Origin of the sequence: Candidatus Methylomirabilis sp., assembly GCA_036000645.1 — a bacterium.
GTDB lineage: Bacteria > Methylomirabilota > Methylomirabilia > Methylomirabilales > JACPAU01 > JACPAU01.
Window position 1 is genome coordinate 1 of record DASYVA010000034.1, and the last position, 22,960, is coordinate 22,960.

Sequence of the window (22,960 nt, forward strand, 5' to 3'; positions counted from 1 at the left end):
CATCGGACCCTCGGGGGCAGCGCGGCACCACGTACGCCGCGCGCGCCGACGTCAGCCCGAGTTTACCACAGGGGGGGGCGCCTCACCAGGGGACGGGGGGGCCGCTACGGCGTTCCCTCCGCGGGGCCGCTCTGGCTCGGCCCTCCGTGCAGGATGGCCCACCAGCGCACCGCGAGCGGGCCCTCCGTGGCGTTGAAGATGGTGAAGGTCCCATCGGGCGGCGTGGGAGCGCTGGCGAACAGCGCCCCGGCGGGCACCTGATACGAGACCCGTCCGTCGGACGAGAAGACGGCCAGGTGGACGGTCACCTCGGCCGCCCCGAGGCCGTGCCGGACGGTGGCCTGGCCCGGTTGCAGCCGTGCGAAGCCCAGCGGGCTCCCGATCGGATCCTCGAGCTGTCGCGCTGCGGGCGGGACCGCCACCACCCCGGAGGCGACCATGGGCAGGGCCTCCAGGAGGCCGGTGAGCGTCCGCTCGAGGGCCTCCACGCGCTCCCGCAGGGCCCGGATTTCGCCGGCGAGGGCGGCCGGCGTGGGGGGCTTCGTGGCCCCGGGCGGGGGCTGCTCTGCCGAGGCAAGGCGCACGCCCGCAAGCGCCAGAACCATCAAAAGGATCGCGCAGGCCTGGAGGCGTCTCCATTCCAGGTGAACCGGCATGCTCCATTCTGGTAGGCTGAAGGCCGGTTTGTCAAACAGGAGGAGAAGGCCATGGACGCGAACGCCCCGCGAGGAATCCGCCCCGCCACCCTCAATCGGCGGAACATCTGCCCGCGGGTGACGCTGGAGGAGATGGCGCGGCGGGGCTCCCTGTCCTGGGCGCGCCTCGCGGCCGATCGGTAAGGGAACACGCCGTGGACGCGTCCATTCTCCCTGCCCTCGGCCTCGGGTTTCTGCTGGGCCTGACCCATGCGCTGGATGCGGACCACGTAGCGGCCGTGGGGACGCTAGTGAGTGAGACTCCCGGCCTCCGCCGGTCCTCGCTGCTGGGAACAAGCTGGGGACTCGGGCACACTGCGGGCCTGCTCGTCCTTGCCCTTCGGCTGGTGATCCCCCAGCGGCTGTCAGCCGCCGCCGAGTTCGCCGTGGGTCTCCTGCTCGTCGGGCTGGGGGCCCGCGCGATCTGGAGCGTCCAGCGGGAGAAGCGGCTGCACTGGCATGTCGAGGAGGGCGCCAGCAAGCGGCACCTCCACCTGCACGCTCACCACGTGTCCGACGGCGCCCCCCATGCCCACGGCCACCCCTTCCCCCTGGAGCGGCGACCGCTCCTGATAGGGTGCCTCCATGGGCTCGCCGGGAGCGGCCCCCTTACCCTGCTCGTTCTCAGTACGCTCTCCTCTCCGCTGGCCGGCCTCGCCTACCTCGGCCTCTTCAGCCTCGGGAGCATCGCGGGGATGACGCTGCTCACCGGCCTGCTCAGTTTCCCCATCGCCTACGCGGTCCGGCGAGGGGCCGCATTCGCCGGGCAGGTCCGGATGGTCGCCGGGAGCATCAGTCTGGTCCTGGGACTGGGCCTCGCGGGGGAGATCGCCGCGGGCGGGGGCCTACGCTAGCGGCTCAATCCGATCAGGATGGTTCCGGCGGCGACGGCGGCCGCGGCCAGGAGGCGCCGGGGACCGTGCCGCTCGCCGAGGAAGGCGGCCCCGAGCGCGGCCCCGAAGACGATGCTCACCTCCCGCGTCGCGACTACGTAGGCCACCTTGGCGAGCCGGAGGGCGAAGAGGACGAGCTGGTAGGCCACGAAGGAAAAGACCCCGACGATGGCGATGGTTCGCCATTCCGCCTTCAGGGAGGCGAGCGACGGGCGCTGGCGCGTCAGGACATAAGGCGCGAGGGCGAGGAAGGCGAGCGCCATCATGAGGATCTGGTACAGGGTGGGGTGGACCAGGCTCACGCCCACTTTGTCCACGAGGGAGTAGCCCGCGATCGTGAGGCCGGTGAGGAGGGCCATGGCCACGTGCGGGGCATGCCACTGGCTCAGCAGCCGGCTCCGCCCGGGGGGCGTCGGCTCCGGTCCCCCCGCCAGCCCGAAGACGCCCAGGACCACAAGACCGATCCCCGTCGCCCCGCCCGGGGTGAGGACCTCCTGCAGGAGGAACGGCGCCAGGAGCGCCACCAGGAGGGGCCCCGATCCCCGCGCCAGGGGATAGACCAGGGACAGCTCCCCCCGCTCGTAGGCCTCGCTGAGGAACAGGAAGTAGAGGGCATGCAGGAGGCCGGTGGCCACGACGCACGCCCAGCCTCCGGGACTGATCCTGAGCTCGCCCGGCACAAGGAGGAGCCCGGGGGTCGCCAGCAGGGCGCCCACCAGGGTCCCGAGCCAGGAGACGGTGAGCTTCCGGGTGCTCTGCTTCAGGGCGAGGTTCCAGGTAGCGTGCAGGAAGGCCGCTGCCAGGACCAGACCGAGGGCCGCTGCCGTCACCGCTTCCCTCCGGTTCCCGCCGCGCTGCCCCCGGGGCGGGCCCGCTGCACGGTACCAGAAGGGCAGGCGACCGGCAAGGCGCCGGACGCCGTCGCCGCGGCCGGCCCGCCGCCCCTAGAAGTGGCAGGCGAATCCCCGGGCGAAGTGGTTGACCTCGAGCACGAATTTCTCGCTGACGTCGAAGAGCCGGAGGGAGTGGCTGGCCCGGCTGTATTTATACTCGGCGAAGAACGCCAGGTGGGGCGTGAAGAAGAGCTTCACGCCCGCCAGCGCCCCCGTCCCCGCCCCACTGTCCCGGACGGTGAAGTCGCTATCGAGCGGCCGGGAGAGCCCGAGGTAGAACCCGACGTACAAATCCGCGTCCTGCGCGCCGACGCCCTGAGGGACCGCCAGCAGGATCAGAGTCACCAGGAGACCCTCTGCTGCACCGAGGGTCATCCCGGAGAGATGCCGGGCAGGGGAGGCCATTGTGGCGAAAGGCGGCGGGGCGTATACTGGGACATTACACGTCAGGGACCGGAAAGCGAGGATCGAGAACAGCCCAACCGGGACCGGGATATGTCCGGAAGGTTTCACGGGGGCGGAGGGGCGAGAGAGGGGGAGCCATGGGCCTGACACTGGCCGAGAAAATCCTCTCGCGGCGGCTCAAGCGGGAGGTCCACGCGGGGGATATCGTGGTCGCGGATGTGGACATGGCCACCGTCCAGGATGGGACGGGCGTCCTCACCTTCGACATGATCCGCGAGCTCATGGGCAAGGACATGGTCAAGTACCCGAATCGCGCCATGCTGGTCCTGGACCACATGGGGCCCGCCGCCCGGCCCGAGTACAGCAACATGCACCGGCGCCTCCGGGAGTTCGCGGCCAACACCGGCGCCATCCTGGAGGACGTAGGCTCCGGCATCAGCCACCTGCTCCTCGCCGAGAAGTACGTGAAGCCGGGGGACATCGTGGTGGGGGCGGACTCCCACACCAGCACGGCGGCGGGGCTGGCCGCCTTCGCCACGGGGATGGGCTCCACCGACGTCGCCATCGCCATGGCCCTGGGGAAGACCTGGTTCCGGGTCCCGGAGACGATGCGCTTCGTCCTCAAGGGGAAGCTCCAGCCCGGGGTCTCCTCCAAGGACATCATCCTCCACATCATCGGGCAGATCGGGGAGGACGGCGCGGCGTACAAGGCGATGGAGTACGCGGGGGACACCGTCCCCACCCTCTCCATGGACGCCCGGCTCACCATGACCAGCATGGCCCAGGAGGCCGGGGCGAAGCTGGGCCTCTTCCCCTCCGACGAGCAGACCCGCGCCTTCCTGGCCCAGCAGGGGCGGGAGAAGGACTGGCAGCCTCTCGCCGCCGATCCCGACGCCACCTACGAGCAGACCCTGGAGATTGACGTGGGCCGGCTGGAGCCGCTGGTGTGCGTCCCCCACACGCCGGGCAACGTGAAGCCGATCAGCGAGGTGGCGAAAGAGGGAATCCACGTGGATCAGGTGTTCCTCGGGACCTGCACCAATGGGCGGCTCGAGGACCTGCGGGCGGCGGCCGGGATCCTCAAGGGGAAGCGCGTGGCGGCGGGGACCCGGTTCCTCGTGTACCCGGGGTCGCGGGGCGTGTACCAGCGGGCGCTGGCGGAGGGCCTGGTGGCGACGTTCGTGGAGGCGGGCGCGGTCTTCGGGTCTCCCGCCTGCGGCCCCTGCCCCGGCTGGCAGTTCGGGCTGCTCGGGGACGGGGAGGTCTGCCTGGCCACGCAGAATCGGAACTTCAAGGGGCGGCTCGGGAACCCCAAGTCGTTCGTCTATCTCTCCTCACCGGCCGTCGCGGCGGCGTCGGCCATCGCGGGGAAGATCGTGGACCCGCGGCCCTATCTGTAGGAGGTGCTATGGGCATCCGGGGAGTCGCCTGGAAGTTCGGAGATTTCATCTCGACCGACCTGATTGCGCCGGGCCGCTACGCCCATCTCCGGTCGGACCTGCCCAAGCTGGCGGAGCACGTCCTCGAGGATGCCGATGCGAACTTCGCCCCGGCCACCATGAAGAAGGACACGACCTACATCGTGGTGGCGGGCCGCAACTTCGGCCAGGGCTCCTCCCGGGAGCACGCGGCCCGGATCATCAAGCTGGCGGGGGTGCCCGTGGTGCTGGCCAAGTCCTTTGCCCGGATCTTCTACCGCAACGCCTTCAACATCGGGATGCCGGCCCTGACGCTGGACACCGACCGGATCGCCCAGGGGGACGAGCTGGAGGTGGACCTGAAGCGAAGCCTGGTCCGAAATCTGACGAAGGGGCAGGAGTTCCGCGTGGGGGCGATTCCGGAAGTGATGCTGGCCATCCTGGAGCACGGCGGGATCGTCGAGTTCGTCCGCAAGCACGGGGACCTGGTGTTCAAGTAAAGAGCCAGCACGCCCAAACGCATCGGGCCCCGCCGGGACTTCCCGGCGGGGCCCGTGCTGTTCAGGCCTCGTGCTTATTTGATCTCGGAGCCCCGGTACTCCAGGACGGGCGGGATCTCCCGGCTCGCCCCCGCCCCCGGGCCAGCCGCGAGGGTCGCCTCAGCCGCTGCCTGGGCGGACCACTGGATGAGCTCCCGAACCTCCTGCTCCAGGAGGCCATGGATCTCCGCGGCGGGCGCCACCGGGCGGGCCGACTGCGGCGCCTGGGCGGAAAACTCGAACAGCTTCTGCAGCTCCCGATCCTGGAGGGTCCCGCCGTCCGCGACGGCGGTTCCCGCGAACGCCACTGTTGCCACCAGCAGACCGAATGCGACAAGCTTCTTCATGATGACTGCATTCCTCCCTGCCCCGTAGGGCATGCGGTATTTCATCCCTGTTTCACCGTACTCTGCTTACCCGATCCCGCGGCCGCATCTCCCATATAGATGCCCCGACCGCGAAAACGATGCACGCCGGATCCCGCGTCCCCTCCGAGGAAGCCTGCGTGACCCTAAAAAACTCGGGTCCCGTCGGGGATTCCCGACGGGACCCGTACTGTTCGGCTGCCGCGCCTAGTTGATGCCGGAGCCCTGGTACTCCAGGGCCGCCGCCACCGGGCTGGCCGGCTTCGCCACCTGGGCCGACCACTCGAAGAGCTTCTGCAGCTCCCGATCCTGCAAGGTCCCGCCGTCGCCGGCGAAGGCCGCCCCGCTGAACGCCACCGTGGCCGCCAGCAGGCCGAACGCGATGAGCTTCTTCATGACCTGGTCCCTCCGTGCCCCGCAGGGCGCTTTGTGTTCCATCCCCGTTTCATTTCCTGCTCTGCTCTCGATCCCGCGGCCGCGTCTGCCCCTATAGATGCAGCCTCCCCTCCCGGGATCCGCTCCCCACCGAAAAAAATCGCGCCTGGCCCCTGGGCCCGGCGCGAGCAAAAATCCAGCAATTACAGTTGGGCAGAGGTCAGAACGCCCCGACGAACCGGACCACCCGCCCCGCCGCGGTCTCGGCCACATAGAGCCGGCCGGCCGCGTCGAAGGCCGGGTCCCGCGGGCCGGCCAGCCCCTCGGCCACCACGATCTCCACCCCGCCCGGCTTCAGGCGCCAGACCCGGCCCTCCCCCGGCTCCGCGACGTACACGTCCCCCGAGGGACCGCGGGCGAGGCCGACGCCCCTGATTCCTTCCCAGAGGGGCCGGTGCTCCCCGTCCGCCGTGACGCGCGAGATCCGCTCCGCCAGGTTTTCCGCCACCAGGATCCCGCCCCCCGGCTCGAACAGCAGCCCGTGCGCTCCCGCGAGGACGGGACCGAACGGCTCCGCCTCCCCGGGGCCCTCCGCGACCTTGAGCGGCCCCCGGGTGAACTCGCAGATGATCAAGCGCCCGGCGGAATCGAAGTCCAGGTCCACGGGAGCGGTGAGCCCGCCGACGTACGTGCTCACCGCCCCGTCCGGGGAGACCCGGGCGATGCGCCCGCGGCGGGTGTCGGCCACGTAGAGGGCGCCCGCCGCGTCTCGGGCGATGTCGTGCGGCCACGACAGGCCCGCCCCGATGCGCGTGACGGTCCCGTCGGGCGCAATTCGGGCCAGGGCGTCGCCGGCCTGCTCGGCGGCCAGCACGCTCCCGTCCGGGAGGACGAGGAGCCCGCGGGGCTCCCGCAGCTCTTCCGCGACGACTTCCATCGGATATGGGGACTTCACCGGGGCCGCACCGGCGCGTGCCGGCGCCAGGAGAGCCGCGAGGAGGAAGACCGCCAGGACCGGCCCGGCCTTGCGCGGCGGGCGGCGGAGGGCCTGGAGGAGCACGGCGAGCGTGCAAAGCCCGAAGCCGATCAGGTCCTGGAGCCACCCCGGGTACACCAGCACCAGGCCGGCGGCGACGAGCACGACCTGCTCGAGCAAGCTCGTCTTCCGGAGGAGCCACCCGGTGAGTCCCGCGGCCAGGGCCGCCAGCCCCACCATGGCGGTCACGGTGGTCCAGAGGATGTTGCCCCAGGGGCCCTTGAGGAGCAGGCCGATGCCGTCCGGGTGCAGCGTGAACATGAAGGGGACGAGGAAGGTGGGGAGCGTGTACTTCCACGCCATCATCGTCGTCCGGTACGGGTTGCCGCCGGTGATGGCCGCGGCCGCGAACGGGGAGAGCGCCGTGGGCGGCGACACCTCGGAGAGGACGGCGTAGTAGAAAATAAACATGTGGGCCGCGTACTCCGGCACGCCGAGCCGGATCATCGCCGGCGCCGTGATGACGGCCGCGATGATGTAGGAGGCGGTCACCGGCACCGCGAGCCCCAGGATCCAGACGGCCAGGGCCGTGTAGAGCACCGTGAGGAACAGCCCACCCCCGGCTAACGTCAGGATGATGAGGGAGAACTTCAGGCCGAGGCCGGTCAGGGTGACCACGCCGACGATGATCCCCGCCGTGGCGCAGGTGGCGGCGACGGAGAGGACCCCGACGGCCCCACCCTCCAGGGCGCGGCCCAGGCGCGGAGGGGTCAGGGCGGTTTCGCGCCGCAGAAAGCTCAGCGCGGCGGCGAGGAGCGTCGCGTAGAAGACGGCCAGGATCGCCGTGTATCCGAAGAGCATGAAGACGACGATCGCGACGAGGGAGAGGAAGTGGAAACCGTACTTGCGCGTGAGGCTCCAGACGTTCTCCCCCGCCACCGCCACCGGCCGGGCGCCGAACTTCTTCGCGTCCAGCTCGACCATGACGAAGACCGACCAGTAGTAGAGGAGCGTGGGGATCGCCGCCATCGCGATCACGTCGAGGTAGGAGACCTTGAGGAACTCGGCGATGAGGAAGGCGGCGGCGCCGAGGACCGGCGGCGAGATGATGGCGCCGATGCCCCCGGCGGAGAGCAACCCGCCGGCCGAGGCCTTGTCGTAGCCGGCCTTCGCCAGGAGCGGCCAGGCCACTGACCCGAGCGTCACCGTCGTCGCCACGCCGGAGCCGGAGGGCCCGCCGAGGAGGAAGGAAGCCAGCGTCACCGTCCGGCCGGCGGCCGTGGGCTTGCCGCCGGTCGCGGCGAGGGAGAAGTTGACGAAGAACTCGCCGGCACGGGAGTGCTCGAGGAAAGCCCCGTAGATCGTGAAGAGGATGATGAACGTCGCGGCCACGTCCAGGGGGACGCCGAAGATCCCCTCGAGCGTCGTGTACATGTGCCCGACGAGGCGGTCCAGGCCGTAGCCCTGATGGGTCCAGGGCGCCGGCAGCCAGGCTCCGAGCCACGCGTAGGCCAGGAAGGCGATCGCCACGGTCGGGAGGATCCACCCCGTCGTCCGCCGGGTGGCCTCCAGGACCAGCAGGATGGTGAGCCCGCCGAAGACCTGATCCCACGTGGTCGGCAGCGCCGCCCGGTAGATGAACTCCTCGAAGTCCCAGAGGGGGTAGCCGACGGCGAGGAGGCTCAGGCCCACGAGGAGCCAGTCGGGCCACCCCACCCGCTCCATTCCGCGCTTCCGCCGGGCGGGGTAGAGCAGGAACGAGAGGACCAGCGTGAAGCCGAGAAAGGACAGGCGCAGGATCTGGGTCGTGACGGTGCCCCAGGCCCAGTAGAGGAAGAGCAGCGACATGGCGACGGCCACCGCAGAGACGGCCCGTCCCACCGGGCCGGTCAGGCGTCGCCGGGGTCCCTCCTCGGCCTCCACCAACTCCAGTGCGGCGGAGACCCGTGAGGGATCGATCAGGTCATCGGGCACGCCCGTCCTCCCCGCAGGCCGCGACGGCGAGCCTCACGCGGCGGCCCGGTTCCCCCCCTTCCCCGAGCGGGACCCGCCGCCATCCCACCGTGATCCGAACTTGAGACTCCGGACTCGCCCGGAGGACCAGCGTGCCGCGTGCCGGCCCCTCGGTCTCGACGATCCACCAGTCCCCCTCACGCCGCGCTGCCTCGTGGCCGTAGAACTCCACCAGCCGCTCCTCCCCGTAGCGGAGCCGGACAAGCCGCAACCCCTCCGCCGTCACGCGGAATGCCTCCTCCACCGGCGACCCGTAGAGGGAATGGCGGAAGGCCAGGCGCACCTCCTCCCCGTCCGTCACCGGGAGGGCGGCGACAGGTCCGTCCCTGGCCTCCACGTGCAGGCAGAATCCGGCGTCGGCCCCCGAGGGTGCGAGCGTGGCCAGGACCAGGAGCAGGAGAAGCGGCCGCATGAAGGCCCCTCGCTAACTGGCGGGCAGCTTGATGCCCTTCTCCCGGTAGTAGCGCAAGGCCCCCGGGTGAAACGGGACGGGGGAGCCGACCACGGCGCTCTTGAGCGTGATCTCCTGCGCCGCCTTGTGGACCGCCACTAGCTCCGGCGTGTGCTCGAGCAGCACCTTCGTGATCTGATAGGCCAGCGACTCCTCCATCCGCTCGTGGGCCACGAGCAGGTTCGTCGCCCCCGCCACGGGCACGTCGGCGCTTAGCCCTGCGTAGGTCGCCTTCGGGATGGTCGCCGTGAAGTAGAGGGGGCCGTACTTGGCCACCATCTTCGGGGCGGCGTCCCCGTGCGGGACGAGGGCAATCTTGATGCCCGGGGTGGCCGCCACGTCGAGGACGGCGGCCGTGGGCAGCCCGCCGTCCCAGATGAAGGCGTCGAGCTTCCGATCCTTGAGGGCGCCGGCAGACTCGGTCACCCCGAGGCGGTCCTGGCTCCCCAGGTCCTTCGGCGTGAGGCCGTAGGCCTCGAGGACCCGAAGGCCCTTGACCTCGGTGCCCGACCCCGGAGCCCCGGTGGAGACCCGCTTTCCCTTGAGGTCGGCCACGCTCCGGATCCCGCTCCCCTCCAGGGTGACGATGTGCATGTAGTTGGAGTAGAGGGCGGCCAGGGACCGAACCGCAACTTTGTCCGCGAGCCCCTTGAGTTTTCCCTCGTGGGCATCCCAGGCCGTGTCGGGGAGCGTGAGGGCCAGCGCGATTTTCCCCGCATGGAGGAGCTTCATGTTGTCCACCGACGCGGTGGTCACCTCGGCCGTCGCCTCCACCCCCGGGAGGTACTTCGAGATGAGGGCCGCCATCCCGCCCCCCAGGGGGTAGTAGACGCCGCCCGTGCCCCCCGTGGCGATGGAGAGGCGGACCTTGGTCTGGGCGAGGATTCTGCGAGCGCCAGCTCCCTGCCCCAACAGCGCCCACCCGCCGATGCCGAGCAGCTTCATGGCCTGCCGTCGCGTGATTGCATGCATCGCGCCTTCTCCTCGAAATGGGTGCACTGCGCAACCCCCGGTCCGTTCGCAACCGTCAGCGTTCCAGCGTCTCCCGCAGGGCCTCCTCGTTCGGCTCCAGGCCCAGCCCCGGCCGGTCGGGGAGCGTGACCGCCCCGCGCACCGGCTTCGGCGGGTCCCGGAAGATGATCTCGCCGGTCACCCACATCGGGACGTGATACTCCACGCGCCAGCCGTTCGCCACGCCCGCGATCAGGTGCGCGTTGTGGTGGGGCCAGCCCCCGCCGTTCGCGATCGGCAGGTTGAACGCCTGCGCCATCGCGGCCACCTTCACCGCCTCGGTATAGCCGCCGACGTACACCACGTTCGGCTGGAGGATGTCCACGGCCCCGTGGAGGAGCAGCTCCCGGTGGCGCCACTTGTGCCCCTCGTTCTGCCCCGCCGAGATCGGGATGCTCGTCTGGCGGCGCAGGTCGGCCAGCAAGCGAGCGTCGTTCCCGTACACCGGCTCTTCGAACCACGTGATCCGGTACGGCTCGATCCGCTTGCAGAGGTCCAGGGCGCGCGGGAAGGCGAACAGGTAGTTCGCGTCCACCATCAATTCGATCCGGTCTCCGACCGCCTCCCGGACCGCCCGGACCCGCGCCGCGTCCTCGGCCGGGTCCTGCGCGCCATTGATCGCCACCACCATCTTCAGCTTGTCGTGGCCCTCGGCGACGAACTGCTTCGCCACCTGGACCAGTTGCTCCCGGCTGTACTCCAGGAGGCCAAAGGTGATGTAGGCCGGCACGGTGGCGCTGTGGCCGCCGAGGAGCTTCCAGACCGGCTGGTCGGCCCGTTTCCCCTTCAGGTCCCAGAGGGCGATGTCCAGGGCGCTGATGGCCGAGGACCAGACCCCGGTCTGGGCCCGGGGGTTCAACCGGGTGAACCACTCGTGCCAGAGCCGCTCGGTAGCGAGAGGGTCCTTGCCGATGAGCATCGGCCCCGCTTCCCGGTTCACGAGTTCCCGGACCGCGAACCGCTGGATCGGGCCCGTGATCCCGTACCCGGTGAGGCCGCCGTCGGTCTCGACCCGCACGAAGACCATCTCCCGCATGACCGGGTCCTTGAGGAGCGGCACGCGCGCCGGCACCCGATGCGTCGTGGCTTCGACCTTGGTGACCTTCATCCCCAGCCCTTGCGCTCGCGGAGCGACGTGATGTGCGCGACGTGGTGCCGCCCGTGCCACGCATACTGCTGGAGGTACCAGTCGAGGGTCACCGTCCCCCATTCGGGATGCCGGAACGCGCGGGCGAAATCGAGCGGGGACAGAGAGCGGAGCACCAGGACCCAGCGGCGGTGGAGCGATTCGAGCAGCGTCAGCGAGAGCTCGACCGGCGCCGTCCGTGCATCGGCCAGCTCGGCCCATGCCGCCTCGTCATAGGTCTTGACGGTCGGCTCCGCTTCCGTGAGGGCGAGCTTGAACCGCACGTAGGCGTTCAGGTGGCTGTCCGGCAGGTGGTGCGCGACCTGCCGGATCGTCCACCCGCCGGGACGATAGGGGGTGTCGAGCTGCTCCGCGGACAATCTGTCCACGGCGGCGCGGAGCCTGTCGGGCGTCCCGGCGATCTCCTCGATCCACCGGCGGCGCTTGGCATCGGTGACGTCGGCTTCCGCTCGGAACTTCCCGATCGGGTATCGCAAGTCTTCCATCGCTTCCCCCTCCAGGACCGCGGCGCCGTCAGGCGCTCGGCGCCGGGGCCTGGTGTCGCAGGCGCTGGCGGACGGCGCCCAGGTCGCCGACCTCGACGGGAACGCCGGCCCGATAGGCAATGACCTGCCCCGATGCGGGCGAGAGGCGTGCGCCCGGGGTGATGATGCCGACCAGGTTCAGGGGGTCGGCGGCGCTCACGATCACGACCTCCCCATCGTCCCTCACGCGGCGGACGCCGCGGAGCGCCTCCACGGCCTCGGGGAGCGCGAACTGCTCTCCCACGAAGCCGGCCACGAACCGCCCGCCGCGGATCTCGCCCGTGGCCTCGAGCCGCCGATAGATCCCGAGCAGCGCTCTCCATGCGGGGGCGCGACCTTCCCGGGTGAGCAGCTCGCGGAAGACGACCCCGTAGCGCTGGAGCACCTGGCGCGCCATCGCTTCTTCCCTCTCCTCCCTCGCGGGACCGGGCTCCGGCACCGTCCCCACCGGGTGGAGCAGGCCCCACCGGCCGAGCGGGATGAGGCGCTCCCGGAGCATCGTCCCCCGGACCATCCGGAGCCGGCGGTGGGGAAGGCGGCGCCGCTCCTCGGGCCTGAGCAGGGCACGCAGTCCGGCGAGGCCGTCTCCCGTCACCAGGCCGCGCGCCACCAGCTCCCAGAGCGCCCCCTCCACCTGCGCGGGGAGGCGACCCGTGGCCCGGGCGATGTCGGCCAGGAACGAGGCGCCCCGCCCGGCGAGGTGACCGGCAACGTCCCGGGCCGCCGCCGAGAGCCCCTCGACCGACGCCAGCTCAGCAGGGCCGGGGTCGAGGAACACCGGCAGGTCCCGGCGCAAGACGAATGCCAGGGGGGCCGAGCGGGTCGGCGCCTGGCGCCGGCCGGTCCGACGCCCGGAATCACGCGCCGGCTCCTCTTCGGAATCGGCGAGGGCGGGTTGCTGGCGCAAGCGGGCCCAGGCCACCTCCCCGGAGAGGCAGAGCGCCTCCAGGTCGGCCGGGTTGTAGTGGGCGATGCGGGCCGGCAGCACGTCCCGCTCCCAGCAGGGGGCGGGGAGCTCCAGCCCCTGAAGCTGGCCGATCACCTGCAAGAGGCCCTCCCGCCCGTGCAGTTGCGTCCCCGGCTGGACGTGCTGCCAGCGGAGGAAGAAGCGGATGAGGTCCGCCGCCGGGACCGGCTCGATCTCGCGGCGGAGGCGCCCGATCGTGAGCCGGTGGATGCGAGCGAGCAGGCGCCGGTCGCACCACTCAAGAACATCGGCGGCGACCCCCGGGGTGAACCGTCCACGCAGGACGGTGCCCTGATGCTCCAGTTCCAGCAGGGCGAGCTCCACGTCGGCGGGCGAGAGGCCGAGGCGGGCCGCGAGGGCCGCCCCGGTCGTGGGGCCGATATGCTCCATCCAGCCCCGGATGATGAGCCGGACGGCGTCGGCGCGATCGGGCACCTCCGGCTCGCCGCGGGCGGGCGCGGGTGGAGCGATCGCCGGCTCCAGTCGGACGCCAGGAAGCGCCGCCTGGACGGCACGCAGTCGCTCTGCCGCGACGAGCGCCTCGGAGTGAGCGCTCCCCTCTTCCTCGGCAAGCGCCCAAGAGGCGCGGGTTGCCCTCCCGTCCCGGATCAGCGGCTCCGCCAGGCCCCTCCACCCCTCGGCCGCCGTGACCGGCAGGAGGACGAGCGTGAGGAGGACATCGTGCAGCTCATGGGGATCCCGCACGTCGGGCCAGGCCTGCGCGCGCACCTCCGCGATCGCTGCCCCGTCCAGGGCGCCCACGCCTCGCGCCAGGTCCGGGTCCGTCCGCCGCAGGGCCACGGCCCGGGCCCGCCGTTCCTCCAGGGGGGCATCGTCCAGGAACGCGTAGGGGTTGGCATGGAGGATCTCGTGACTCATCGGCGAGGGGGCCGGCGTGTCCACCGCCACGGTCCGGATTTCCCCCCGCGCGATGGCCGCGAGGAGGGCCCGCAGGCCCTCCAGGTCCATCGCCTCGTGCAGGCAGTTGGCGATGGTCTCCTTGACCAGCGGGTGGTCCGGCGGCTCGACCGGGCCCGGGTTGTTGTCCTGGCACGCGACCTGGGCGGGGAAGACGGCGGCCAGCAGGTCCTCGGCCCGCATGCGCTGGATGGGCATGGGCACCCGCCGCCCCCCGTTCATCCGGAGGAGGGCCAGGGCGCGGGCGGCGTTCCACCGCCAGCGGGTGCCGAACATGGGGGCCTGGAGGGCCGCCTGCACCAGGTCCTCCTCCAGGGCAGCCGGATGGACCATGGCGAAGATGCTCTCGAGCGGGAAACTGTGCTGCTCCCCGAGGGAGAGGACGATCCCATCGTCCGTGGCCGCCGCCTGGAGCTCGAAGTCGAAGGTGCGACAGAACCGCTTGCGCAGGAGGAGCCCCCAGGCGCGGGTGATCCGCCCGCCGAAGGGGGCATGGAGGACGAGCTGCATGCCTCCCGCCTCGTCGAAGAACCGTTCGGCCACGACCACCTGCTCCGTCGGGACGGCGCCGAGGACCGCCAGCGTCTCGGCCACGTAGGCCACCACCTGCCCGGCCCCCGCGCCATCCAGGCCGGCCTCGGCGCCGAGCCACGCCGTGGCGGCCGCCGCATCCGGCAGCCGGGCGGCCACCCCGCGGCGGAGGGCGGCCACGGCGGCGGAGAGCTCGGCCGTGCGCGCCGGGGCCTCACCGAGCCAGAAGGGGATGGTGGGCGGGGCGCCCTGGGCATCCTCCACGCGCACGCGGCCGGCCTCCACGCGGCGGATGCGCCAGGACCGATTGCCCAGGAGGAAGATGTCGCCGGCGAGGCTCTCCACGGCGAAGTCCTCGTTGACCTTGCCCACGAAGGTGCCCGCCGGCTCCTCGATCACGTCGTAGTCCGCGGTGTCCGGGATGGCGCCGCCGGAGGTGATGGCGGCCAACCGGGCCCCGCGGCGCCCGCGCAGGCGGGCGTGCACCCGGTCCCGGTGCAGGTGGGCCGAGCGGCGCCCCCGCCGCGTCGAGACCCCCTCGGAGAGCATCTCCAGGACCGCTTCGAAGTCGTCCCGGCTGAGGTCCCGGTACGCATAAGCCCGGCGCACCAGGGTCCATAGGTCTTCCTCCCCCACGTCGCCGCCGGCGGCGGTGGCCACGATCTGCTGGGCCAGGATGTCGAGAGGAGCACGGGGGAGGATCACCCGGTCGAGCTCGCCCGCCCGGAGGGCCCGGATGGCGGCCGCGCACTGCGTGAGCTCGTCGCGGGTGAGGGGGAAGAGGACCCCCTTCGGCATGGGGCCGGCGGCGGCGCCCGCCGCCGGCAGGTGGCCCGAACGCCCGACGCGCTGCAGGAGCGTGGAGAGGGCTCGGGGCGCCCCGAGGTGGCAGACCAGGTCCACCGTCCCGATGTCGATGCCGAGCTCGAGGGAGGCGGTGGCGACCACGACCGGGATCTCTCCCGCCTTCAGGCGCTGCTCGGCCTCGAGGCGGGTCCGCCGCGAGAGGCTGCCGTGGTGGGCAGCCACCTTCCCTTCGCCCAATCGGGTCGTGAGTTGGTGGGCCACCCGTTCCACCAGGCGACGGGTGTTGACGAAGACGAGCGTGGTCCGGTGCGCGCGGGTGAGGGCGGCGATCCGGTCGTAGATCTCGGCCCACATCTCGTGGGTCGCCACGGGGCCGAGCGGCTGGTCCGGCACCTGGACAGAGAGGTCGAGGGGCCGCCGGTGGCCCTCGTCCACGATGGCGCACCTGGGCGCACCGTCCGGGCCAAGCCGCCCGCTCCCGACGAGGAGGCGGGCGATCTCCTCGATGGGCCGCTGGGTGGCGCTCAGGCCGATCCGCTGGAGGGGCCGGCCGGCCAGCGCGTCGAGTCGCTCCAGGGAGAGTGCCAGGTGGGCGCCCCGCTTGTCGCCGGCTACGGCGTGGATCTCGTCCACGATCACGGTCCCGGCGGTGGCGAGCGACCGCCGGCCGCCCTCGGAGGTGAGGAGGATGTACAGCGACTCGGGCGTCGTAATCAGAATGTGCGGGGGCCGACGGGCCATCCGCTGGCGTTCGGCAGGCGGCGTGTCCCCGGTGCGGACCAGGACCCGGATCTCGGGGAGCTCGAGACCCTCTCCTGCTGCCAGGCGCTCGATGCCGGCGAGCGGCTCCTGCAGGTTCCTCTGGATATCGTTGCTCAGCGCCTTGAGGGGAGAAACGTAGACGACGCGGGTCCGGTCCTCGAGCGGTCCGGCGGCGGCCGCGCGCACCAGCCCGTCAATGGCCCAGAGGAAGGCCGCCAGGGTCTTCCCTGAGCCTGTCGGCGCGGCGATCAGCGTGTCCGCGCCGGCGGCGATGTGCGGCCAGCCGGAGGCCTGGGGCGCGGTGGGCGCGCCGAACCGCTCGCGGAACCAGCGCTCCACCAGGGGATGGAAACGGCGGTCGCTCATCGCGCCTTCCCCGTTCGGGGCCCGCAAGGGACCTGACATCGCGCAAGTTCCTCCCGTCGCCAGTTGACCGCTAGCCAGGGTCGAAGACGCGCTTGTCCTTGCCTGTGACCCTCGCGTGGGTCCCCCGGATGTATCGGATCTGGAACCGGTGCCCCGACGTGTGCAGCGGGTGGTAGCTGAGAAGCTCACTCAGCCGCCGGGTGCGGCCCTGCCCGTAAGGGACCTGATGGATCAGGTCATTCCAGCGCAGGGGAGCGATGGCCTCCTGGTACGCCGCGGCGAGTTCCTCCAGGTCCTTCCTGATCTGAGGGAAGGGTGCATCGGGCCAGTGTCCTCGCCCCACGTCCACCCCCCGCACGATGCTGCCGCAGTAGCGTTCGTACCCCGCCAGGTGCCGCAGGATCCAGTTGATGTCGTTCGCCTGCGGCAGCGGCCGCCACCGGTACTCCTCCTCAGCCAGCCCGGTGAGGTTCTTCCAGGTCTGGCTCCAGACAGACCGCTCCATCTCCAGCAGTAGCGCGATCTTCGGGTCCACCTCAACCCCTCCCTGCCGGTTCGGCCCATTCAGCTCTCTACGGGGCCTGCGCCCTCCGCCAGCATCTTGAGCATCATGTGGGCGTTCTGGACCGCCTGCCCGCGGGCGTGGTTGTTGAAGAAGACGAAGGCCCGCCGCAGGGGGCTCTCCGCGCGGAGCTTCCGGATCCGCTCGGCGAACGGCCGCAGCTCCCCTTCGGTGTAGAGATAGTCATACCGCTCCTCGGCCCGCTCGTGCTTCCACCACTTCGCCGCGTTGCGCCCGTGGAAGCGGAGGTAGAGCATCCCGCTGAGCGGCCCGACCTCCTGGCGGATCGAGGAGGGGAACTTCGGCTCGTCAATGATCACCGAGGTCGCCCGGTGGCCCTCGAGCAGGCTCCGGGTCTCGGCGTGCCGGTGGCTCCAGGAGCGGTGCCGCAGTTCCACCGCCAGCGGGAAGTCGGCCAGGGCCTCGAGCAGCATCCCCAGGTGCTCCAGGTTCTGGACCGAGGCGTGGAACGACGGCGGGAACTGGAGAAGGACCGCGCCCAGCTTGCCCGCCTCCGCCAGCGGCCCGAGTCCCGCCCGGAACTTGTCCAGGTCCGCCCGGGTGACCGCCTCCTCCTTCCCGGCGGCCTCGGCGTGCATCTTCGGATGCGTGAACTTCTGCCAGGCCTTCACGGCGAACGCGAAGCCCGGCGGCGTGATCCGGGCCCACCCCCTCGCCGTCGCGGGCGGAATCAGTCGGTAGAAGGAGACGTTGACCTCTACGGTGTTGAACAGGCGACCGGCGTAATACTCGAGCTCGCTCTTCGTCCCCGGCGGGTAGACCACGCCGGTCCACCGGCCCTCGCCCGTCGGGTACGACCACCCCGACGTCCCGACCCTCACGATCTCGTCGCCCATCGGCATCCGTTGCGGCTCTTCCCCTAAAACCGCTCCCGGTGGAGCTTCCGCTCGAGAGGGAAGCGGGGGGGCTTCGGGGGAAGGTCCTCCTGCGCGTACCCCACCGCCACGATCACGGGGATCGTCATCCGCCGGGGGATCCCGAGCAGGCGCTTGATCCGGACCTCGTCGAACCCCTCCATGGGGCAGGTGTCCAGGCCGGCCGCGGCCGCAGCGAGCATGAAGGTCTGGACGGCCAGCATCGTCTGTTTGACGGCATAAGCCCTGAGCCCGCCTCGGCTGACAGGCAGCGTGGGGGTGGGGGTGAAGAGCCGGCGGAGGGGCAGGAACAGGGCCCGCGCGAGCCCCAGCAGCCCCAGCGGCCCGAGGGCGAAGGCCGGCGGAACCGTCCGGCGGAGCTGCCGCTCGTAGCGCGCGCTGACCGCTCCCTCCGCCTTCCCCATGGCCAGCACCTCGTCCAGATGAGCGCGCCAGGCCTCCGGGTCGGCCACGAAGATCACGGTCGCCGGGGCCTCCCCCACCTGGCTCTGGCCCAGCGCCGCCTCCTGCAGCCCCGCCCGCCGCGCGGGCTCGGTGACCACCACGAAATGCCAGGGCTGCAGGTTGAATCCCGAAGGGGCGCGATTGGCCAGGTCCAGGAGCTCCTCGAGGATTCCCGCCGGCAGCGGGTCGGGCTTGAAGCGGCGGACCGCGCGGCGCCGCAGGACCGCCTGGGGAAGCGGCAGGGCCGTCATGGGGGCTCCGCTCAGAGCGTCACGAGAAACTCGGCGAGGGTCCGAAGCTCCTGCTCCGAGAGATGGCGGTACGCGGGCATCCGGGCGCCGGGGATCACCGCGGCCGGCTCCTTCAGGAAGCGGACGTGCCAGGCGACGTCACGCCCTCCGCTCCGCGTTCGGCCGGCGAGGTCCGGGGCCATCTGGCCGCCGACCCCCCGGACGGCATGGCAGCCCCCGCAGCCCTTCTCCCAGAAGAGGCGCTCGCCGGGGTGGGCCGCGGCTTCCCTCGCCCGCGGGGCGGCCGCAGAGGTCCCGGGGACCGGCGGGCCGGCCCCGGAGGCCGGACCGGAGCCGATCCGGGCCAGCAGTTCGCGGGCAGCCTGAACGGTCGGGTCATCGGGCGTCAGGGATCCCGGTTCGGGCGCAGGCGCTCCAGCGAGGGGGGGCGGGGCGGCTGCCGGGCGGCGTTCCTGCAGGCTGCGTGCCTCCGCCATCATCTCCCGGACCCGGGCGGCATCCTCCGGTCCCGGGGCCACCTTGAGGAATTGCTCCCAGGTCCTGATGGCGCCGGCGCTATCCCCAAGGAGGGTGGCCTGGACTTGTGCCTTGTCCCAGAGGGCGTGGGCGCTTCGCGGGTCTCCCTTCAGCGCACGATCGAGCGAGCGCAGCGCCTCCTCCCCGTGGCCTCCGCGGAGGAGGATGGTCCCCATGTGCATGAGGGCATCGGGGTTCTCCGGTTCCCGGCGGAGAACTTCTTGATACAGGGTGATCGCCTCGGCGAAGCGGCCCGTATCCAGGTAGAGGTGGGCCAGGGCCAGGCGGGTGGGGGTCTCGTGCGGGTTCAGCGCAAGGCGCGCCTTCAGGTCTGCGATTCGGGCCGAGGTGTCGGCGGATGGCCCGGCCCCCGCCTGGTCTCCGGGGTTGGCCGTCCGGGTCTCTTCAGGAACGGCTTCCTGCAGGCCGGGCGGAGGCCCGCCCGTCGGGCTGTTCCAACGGGTCACCAGAAGGCCGAGCCCGAACCCCACGAGGAGAAGCCCGAGGGCAAGTCCTCCCCAGGTGAGCCACGGGGGGATGCTCCCGGAGCCCGGCCCCCCCGCCCCTGGCACGATCGCGGGGCGCCGGCTCGCCCGCTCCTTTCTCCCTCTCGCCATCCCTCCCCCTTCCCCACTCCAAGCGCAAAGACCCCGCGAGTATACACCGGCCCCCGAGGCCGGGCAACGCGGCCACTCCTGCCGTTGACACGTTCCCCGCTCTCGCCTAGCATCGCCTGCGGGATGCGGTGCATGCCTGTCACGTCCCGGATCGTCGCTCTCCTCGTCATCCTGCCCCTGGCCGGCTGCGCCGGCGGCAGCTCCCACCTGGCCGCCCACTGGTCGCCGGCGGCGGAGGCCCTCCTCGATCCCGCCGGCCTGCTGCGCCACGTGGAGGCGCTCGCCGCCCCGGCCATGGAGGGGCGGGCCTCGGGCACGCCCGGGGGGGAGCGGGCCGCCGCCTACATCGCCGCCGAGTTCGCTCGAGCCGGCTTGAGCCCCGCCGGGGAGGCCGGAGGCTATCTCCAACCCTTCGAGGTGGTGACGGGGATCCGCCCGGGTCCCGGCAACGCCCTCCTGTTCGACGGCCTGCCGGCTCCCCTCCCGGGACCGCCCGCCCTCGGCCGCGACTACGTCCCTCTCTCCTTTTCGGCCGAGGGGACCGTGGAGGGGGAAGTCCTCTTTGCCGGGTACGGGATCACGGCCCCCGAGCTCGGCTACGATGATTACGCCGGGCAGGATGCCACCGGCAAGGTCGTCCTGGTCATGAGCCACGAGCCGCGCGAGCGGGACGAGGCCGGCCCGTTCCGCCGCCCGGAGGCGTACCGCTACACGGAGCCCCGCACCAAGGTGATCAACGCCCGGGAGCACGGCGCCGCCGCCGTCCTGCTGGTCCGGGACCCGAACAACCACGGGGACGAGCCGGAGGAGCTGATCGGGCTGCGGGGCGCCTCCTCGTCCCGTTCGAGCCTGCTCGCCGTGAACATTACCGCGGCGCTCGCCGACCGCCTCCTGGGCGCTTCCGGGACGCGACTGGCCGACCTGCAGGCGGCCATTGACGCCGCCCTGGCCCCCCGATCGTTCCCGCTGCCGGGAGTCCGCGCCCGCCTCGGCGTGGACCTCATCCGGGACAAGGGGCGGACGGCCAACGTGGTCGGTCTCCTGCGGGGCCGCGATCCCGCCCTCCGGGAGACGGCGGTCGTCCTGGGCGCCCACTACGATCACCTGGGCCGGGGGGGTGAAGCGTCGCTGGCCCCGTCGGCCTTCGGGGTGATCCACCCGGGGGCGGATGACAACGCCTCCGGGACCGCCGTCGTGATCGGACTGGCCCGGGCCTTCGCCGCCGCCGGCGGCGCGGCACGGACTCTGATCTTCGCCGCCTTCGCCGGCGAGGAGATGGGCCTCCTTGGCTCCTCGTTCTACACCAAGCAGCCTCCCATCCCCCTGGAGCGGACGGTCGCCATGCTGAACCTGGACATGGTCGGGCGGCTGCGCGATGGGAAGATTCTGGTCGCCGGCGTGGAGACGGCCGGGGAGTGGCCCGGGATCCTCCGGGCGGCGGCCCGGGGGCTTCCCCTCACGCTGGTGATGCGCGGGGACGGCTACGGTCCCTCGGACCACACCGCCTTCGCGCTGCGCGAGCGGCCGGTCCTCTTCTTCTTCACCGGCCCGCACAGCGACTACCACCGCCCGAGCGACACCCCCGAGAAGATCGACGCGGCGGGACTGCAGCAGGTGGCGACGCTGGTGTACCGGACGGCGGCCGCGCTGGCCGGCGAGCCCGCGGCTCCCGCTTTCGTCCGGGCGAGCGGCCGGCCCCCTGCCGCCGGGGACGGGCGGGGGTACGGCCCCTACTTCGGCTCGATCCCGGACTTCGGCGCGAGCGAGGTCGAGGGCGTGATGCTCGGCGGGGTGCGCCCCGGGAGCCCGGCGGAGCGCGCGGGGCTCCGGGCGGGAGACACCATCATCCGGTTTGCCGGGGTCCGAATCACAAACCTGGAGGACCTGGCCTATGCCCTGCGCGCGAAGCGGGCGGGGGACACGGTGCAGGTCATTTACCGGCGCGATGGCGAGGAGCGCGCGATCCGCGCCACCCTCGAGCGCCGGCAGTAGGAGGAGGTACGAACGCGCCATGCGACACATCCGGAGCGTTGTGACGGTCGGCCTGTGCTTCCTGATGGCCGGAGCCGCGTGGGCCGGCGGGTCGAGCTACGGCATCGCGCCGGGCGCCCGGCCGAACCTCAAGGGGCAGGTGGCCGAGTGGCCGGTCCCCACCCCCGAGTTCGCGCGCGATCCGGCCCCCGGGCCGGACGGCAGTATCTACATCGCCGTGATGCACGGGAACAAGATCGCGCGGTTCGACCCCCGCGCGAAGACCTTCAAGGAGTGGGATCTGCCGGAGGGGGCCAGGCCCCACGGCCTCCTCGTGGATCCGCGCGGCCAGGTCTATTACACGGGCAACGGCAACGGCACCATCGGCCAGCTCGACCCGGTCACGGGCAAGGTCGTCGAGCACAAGGCCCCCTCGGGCGGCGGCCCCCATACGCTCGTCCTCGACGGTGGGAGCATCATCTGGTTCACGGTGCAGGGCGGCAACCGGATCGGCCGGCTGGACACGCGGACCGGGGCGATCACCGAGTTCAAGACGGCGGGCAGCCCCTACGGGATCGCGCTCGACAAGGCGGGCAACGTCTGGTTCTGCCTGATCAGCGCGGGGAAGCTCGGGAAGCTCGACCCGAAGACCGGCACGATCACGGAGCTCGTGCTGGAGCGGGGCTCCCAGCCGCGCCGGATGGCCGTCGCTCCGGACGGCTCGCTCTGGGTCACCCTCTACGGCAAGGGCTCGCTGCTCCGCGTGGATCCCGCCGCCGGCAAGGTGGTCAAGGAGTACCCGCTCCCGGCAGGCCCTGACGGGGGCCCCTACGCCGTCACCGTGGACGGGGCCGGGTTCGTGTGGGCCAATGAGATTGCCACCGATACGGTCGTTCGGCTCGACCCGAGAACGGAGCAGATCCGGGTCGTCCCGCTCCCCTCGAAACGGGTGGGCATCCGGAAGATGATCGTGGACGCCGAGGGGCGGCTCTGGTACATGGGCAGCCACAACGGGCGCCTCGGCGTCATCGAGTAGGGAGGCCCATGCGGAAGCGGGGGGTCCCGGCTGCGGCGGTTTCCGCTCTCCTGCTCTGCCTCCCCGCCGCGGCCGCCGGGAATGAGGCGCTCTGGGGGCTCCTCAAGGGCGGCGGGCAGGTCGTGGTGATGCGCCACGCCTCGACCGATCCCGGAGTGGGAGATCCGCCGGGCTATCGCCTCGAGGAGTGCGCCACGCAGCGGAACCTGTCGCCGAAGGGCCGGGAGGAAGCCCGGCGCCTCGGGGCCGCTTTCCGTGCCCGCGGCATCCCGGTCGGGCGGGTGCTGTCGAGCCGGTGGTGCCGGTGCCTGGAGACCGCGCGCCTGGCCTTCGGGACCGCCGAGCCCTGGCCCCCGCTCAACTCCTTCTTCGACGATCGGCGCCGCGAGCCCGAGCAGACGCGGGTGGTCCGCGCGCTCGTCGGTGAACGGCCCGGCACCGGCAACGTGGTCCTGGTCACCCATCAGGTCAATATCTCGGCGCTGACGGGGGTCTTCCCGGCCCCGGGTGAGATCGTCGTCCTGACACCGCAGGAAAGTGGCACGTTCCGGCTGGCCGGCCGCCTGGCGCCCGCCGCACTCCCCCCCAACTGAGCCGGCGCGAGGGGAACG

At 71.8% G+C, this 22,960-nt stretch carries 22 protein-coding genes; 7 read left to right on the forward strand and 15 right to left on the reverse strand.

The annotated features are described in order from the left end of the window. Positions 1 to 104: 104 nt before the first annotated feature. Positions 105 to 656 (reverse strand): hypothetical protein, encoded by a 552-nt coding sequence (locus tag VGT06_01770; GenBank protein ID HEV8661860.1) that lies wholly within the window; start codon positions 654 to 656, stop codon positions 105 to 107. Between the two features lie 51 nt (positions 657 to 707). Between VGT06_01770 and VGT06_01775 the strand changes: the two genes are divergently transcribed. Together VGT06_01775 and VGT06_01780 are read left to right on the forward strand one after the other, a co-directional pair. Next, positions 708 to 839 carry a hypothetical protein gene (locus tag VGT06_01775; protein ID HEV8661861.1) on the forward strand — a complete coding sequence of 44 codons (132 nt, stop codon included), beginning with the start codon at positions 708 to 710 and terminating at the stop codon, positions 837 to 839. Between the two features lie 11 nt (positions 840 to 850). Further along, positions 851 to 1,549 carry an urease accessory protein UreH gene (locus tag VGT06_01780; GenBank protein HEV8661862.1) on the forward strand — a complete coding sequence of 233 codons (699 nt, stop codon included), beginning with the start codon at positions 851 to 853 and terminating at the stop codon, positions 1,547 to 1,549. Here VGT06_01780 and VGT06_01785 read toward each other — a convergent pair. Together VGT06_01785 and VGT06_01790 are read right to left on the reverse strand one after the other, a co-directional pair. Then, positions 1,546 to 2,418 carry a DMT family transporter gene (locus VGT06_01785; protein ID HEV8661863.1) on the reverse strand — a complete coding sequence of 291 codons (873 nt, stop codon included), beginning with the start codon at positions 2,416 to 2,418 and terminating at the stop codon, positions 1,546 to 1,548. The genes VGT06_01780 and VGT06_01785 overlap by 4 nt on opposite strands. A 114-nt stretch (positions 2,419 to 2,532) precedes the next feature. After that, positions 2,533 to 2,826, reverse strand: a complete 294-nt coding sequence (locus VGT06_01790; protein HEV8661864.1) for a hypothetical protein — start codon at positions 2,824 to 2,826, stop codon at positions 2,533 to 2,535. A gap of 197 nt (positions 2,827 to 3,023) precedes the next feature. On the opposite strand from VGT06_01790, the gene VGT06_01795 reads away from it, so the two are divergent. Further along, a complete protein-coding gene (locus tag VGT06_01795; GenBank protein ID HEV8661865.1) occupies positions 3,024 to 4,286 on the forward strand; it encodes a 3-isopropylmalate dehydratase large subunit in 1,263 nt (420 codons plus the stop codon). 8 nt (positions 4,287 to 4,294) lie between these two features. Continuing rightward, on the forward strand, positions 4,295 to 4,804 hold the full coding sequence (locus VGT06_01800; protein ID HEV8661866.1) for a 3-isopropylmalate dehydratase small subunit: 510 nt from the start codon (positions 4,295 to 4,297) through the stop codon (positions 4,802 to 4,804). A gap of 74 nt (positions 4,805 to 4,878) precedes the next feature. On the opposite strand, the gene VGT06_01805 is transcribed toward VGT06_01800, so the two are convergent. From VGT06_01805 to VGT06_01860, 12 genes are all read right to left on the reverse strand, one after another. Next, complete coding sequence (locus VGT06_01805) at positions 4,879 to 5,190, reverse strand: hypothetical protein (protein ID HEV8661867.1); 312 nt, start codon at positions 5,188 to 5,190, stop codon at positions 4,879 to 4,881. A 225-nt stretch (positions 5,191 to 5,415) separates the two neighbouring features. After that, positions 5,416 to 5,604 carry a hypothetical protein gene (locus VGT06_01810; GenBank protein ID HEV8661868.1) on the reverse strand — a complete coding sequence of 63 codons (189 nt, stop codon included), beginning with the start codon at positions 5,602 to 5,604 and terminating at the stop codon, positions 5,416 to 5,418. A gap of 199 nt (positions 5,605 to 5,803) precedes the next feature. Beyond that, positions 5,804 to 8,533 carry a TRAP transporter fused permease subunit gene (locus VGT06_01815; protein HEV8661869.1) on the reverse strand — a complete coding sequence of 910 codons (2,730 nt, stop codon included), beginning with the start codon at positions 8,531 to 8,533 and terminating at the stop codon, positions 5,804 to 5,806. Further along, positions 8,523 to 8,984 carry a hypothetical protein gene (locus VGT06_01820; GenBank protein HEV8661870.1) on the reverse strand — a complete coding sequence of 154 codons (462 nt, stop codon included), beginning with the start codon at positions 8,982 to 8,984 and terminating at the stop codon, positions 8,523 to 8,525. The genes VGT06_01815 and VGT06_01820 overlap by 11 nt, the downstream gene beginning before the upstream one ends. Before the next feature lie 12 nt (positions 8,985 to 8,996). Continuing rightward, a complete protein-coding gene (locus tag VGT06_01825; GenBank protein HEV8661871.1) occupies positions 8,997 to 9,995 on the reverse strand; it encodes a TAXI family TRAP transporter solute-binding subunit in 999 nt (332 codons plus the stop codon). Positions 9,996 to 10,050: 55 nt separating this feature from the next. Continuing rightward, positions 10,051 to 11,142, reverse strand: a complete 1,092-nt coding sequence (locus VGT06_01830; GenBank protein HEV8661872.1) for a mandelate racemase/muconate lactonizing enzyme family protein — start codon at positions 11,140 to 11,142, stop codon at positions 10,051 to 10,053. Continuing rightward, positions 11,139 to 11,666 carry a putative metal-dependent hydrolase gene (locus tag VGT06_01835; protein ID HEV8661873.1) on the reverse strand — a complete coding sequence of 176 codons (528 nt, stop codon included), beginning with the start codon at positions 11,664 to 11,666 and terminating at the stop codon, positions 11,139 to 11,141. The genes VGT06_01830 and VGT06_01835 overlap by 4 nt, the downstream gene beginning before the upstream one ends. Before the next feature lie 28 nt (positions 11,667 to 11,694). Further along, positions 11,695 to 16,056 (reverse strand): DEAD/DEAH box helicase, encoded by a 4,362-nt coding sequence (locus VGT06_01840; protein ID HEV8661874.1) that lies wholly within the window; start codon positions 16,054 to 16,056, stop codon positions 11,695 to 11,697. A 70-nt stretch (positions 16,057 to 16,126) separates the two neighbouring features. Then, a complete protein-coding gene (locus VGT06_01845) occupies positions 16,127 to 16,591 on the reverse strand; it encodes a DinB family protein (GenBank protein ID HEV8661875.1) in 465 nt (154 codons plus the stop codon). 29 nt (positions 16,592 to 16,620) lie between these two features. Next, positions 16,621 to 17,481 (reverse strand): DUF72 domain-containing protein, encoded by an 861-nt coding sequence (locus VGT06_01850; protein HEV8661876.1) that lies wholly within the window; start codon positions 17,479 to 17,481, stop codon positions 16,621 to 16,623. A gap of 17 nt (positions 17,482 to 17,498) precedes the next feature. Then, on the reverse strand, positions 17,499 to 18,209 hold the full coding sequence (locus VGT06_01855) for a nitroreductase family protein (protein HEV8661877.1): 711 nt from the start codon (positions 18,207 to 18,209) through the stop codon (positions 17,499 to 17,501). Between the two features lie 11 nt (positions 18,210 to 18,220). After that, a complete protein-coding gene (locus VGT06_01860; protein HEV8661878.1) occupies positions 18,221 to 19,342 on the reverse strand; it encodes a tetratricopeptide repeat protein in 1,122 nt (373 codons plus the stop codon). Positions 19,343 to 19,474: 132 nt separating this feature from the next. On the opposite strand from VGT06_01860, the gene VGT06_01865 reads away from it, so the two are divergent. The 3 genes from VGT06_01865 to VGT06_01875 are packed head-to-tail and all read left to right on the forward strand — an operon-like array spanning position 19,475 to position 22,942. After that, positions 19,475 to 21,334 (forward strand): M28 family peptidase, encoded by a 1,860-nt coding sequence (locus VGT06_01865; protein ID HEV8661879.1) that lies wholly within the window; start codon positions 19,475 to 19,477, stop codon positions 21,332 to 21,334. Positions 21,335 to 21,353: 19 nt separating this feature from the next. Further along, positions 21,354 to 22,349 carry a PQQ-binding-like beta-propeller repeat protein gene (locus VGT06_01870; protein HEV8661880.1) on the forward strand — a complete coding sequence of 332 codons (996 nt, stop codon included), beginning with the start codon at positions 21,354 to 21,356 and terminating at the stop codon, positions 22,347 to 22,349. An 8-nt stretch (positions 22,350 to 22,357) separates the two neighbouring features. Further along, a complete protein-coding gene (locus VGT06_01875) occupies positions 22,358 to 22,942 on the forward strand; it encodes a histidine phosphatase family protein (GenBank protein HEV8661881.1) in 585 nt (194 codons plus the stop codon). Positions 22,943 to 22,960: the final 18 nt, after the last annotated feature.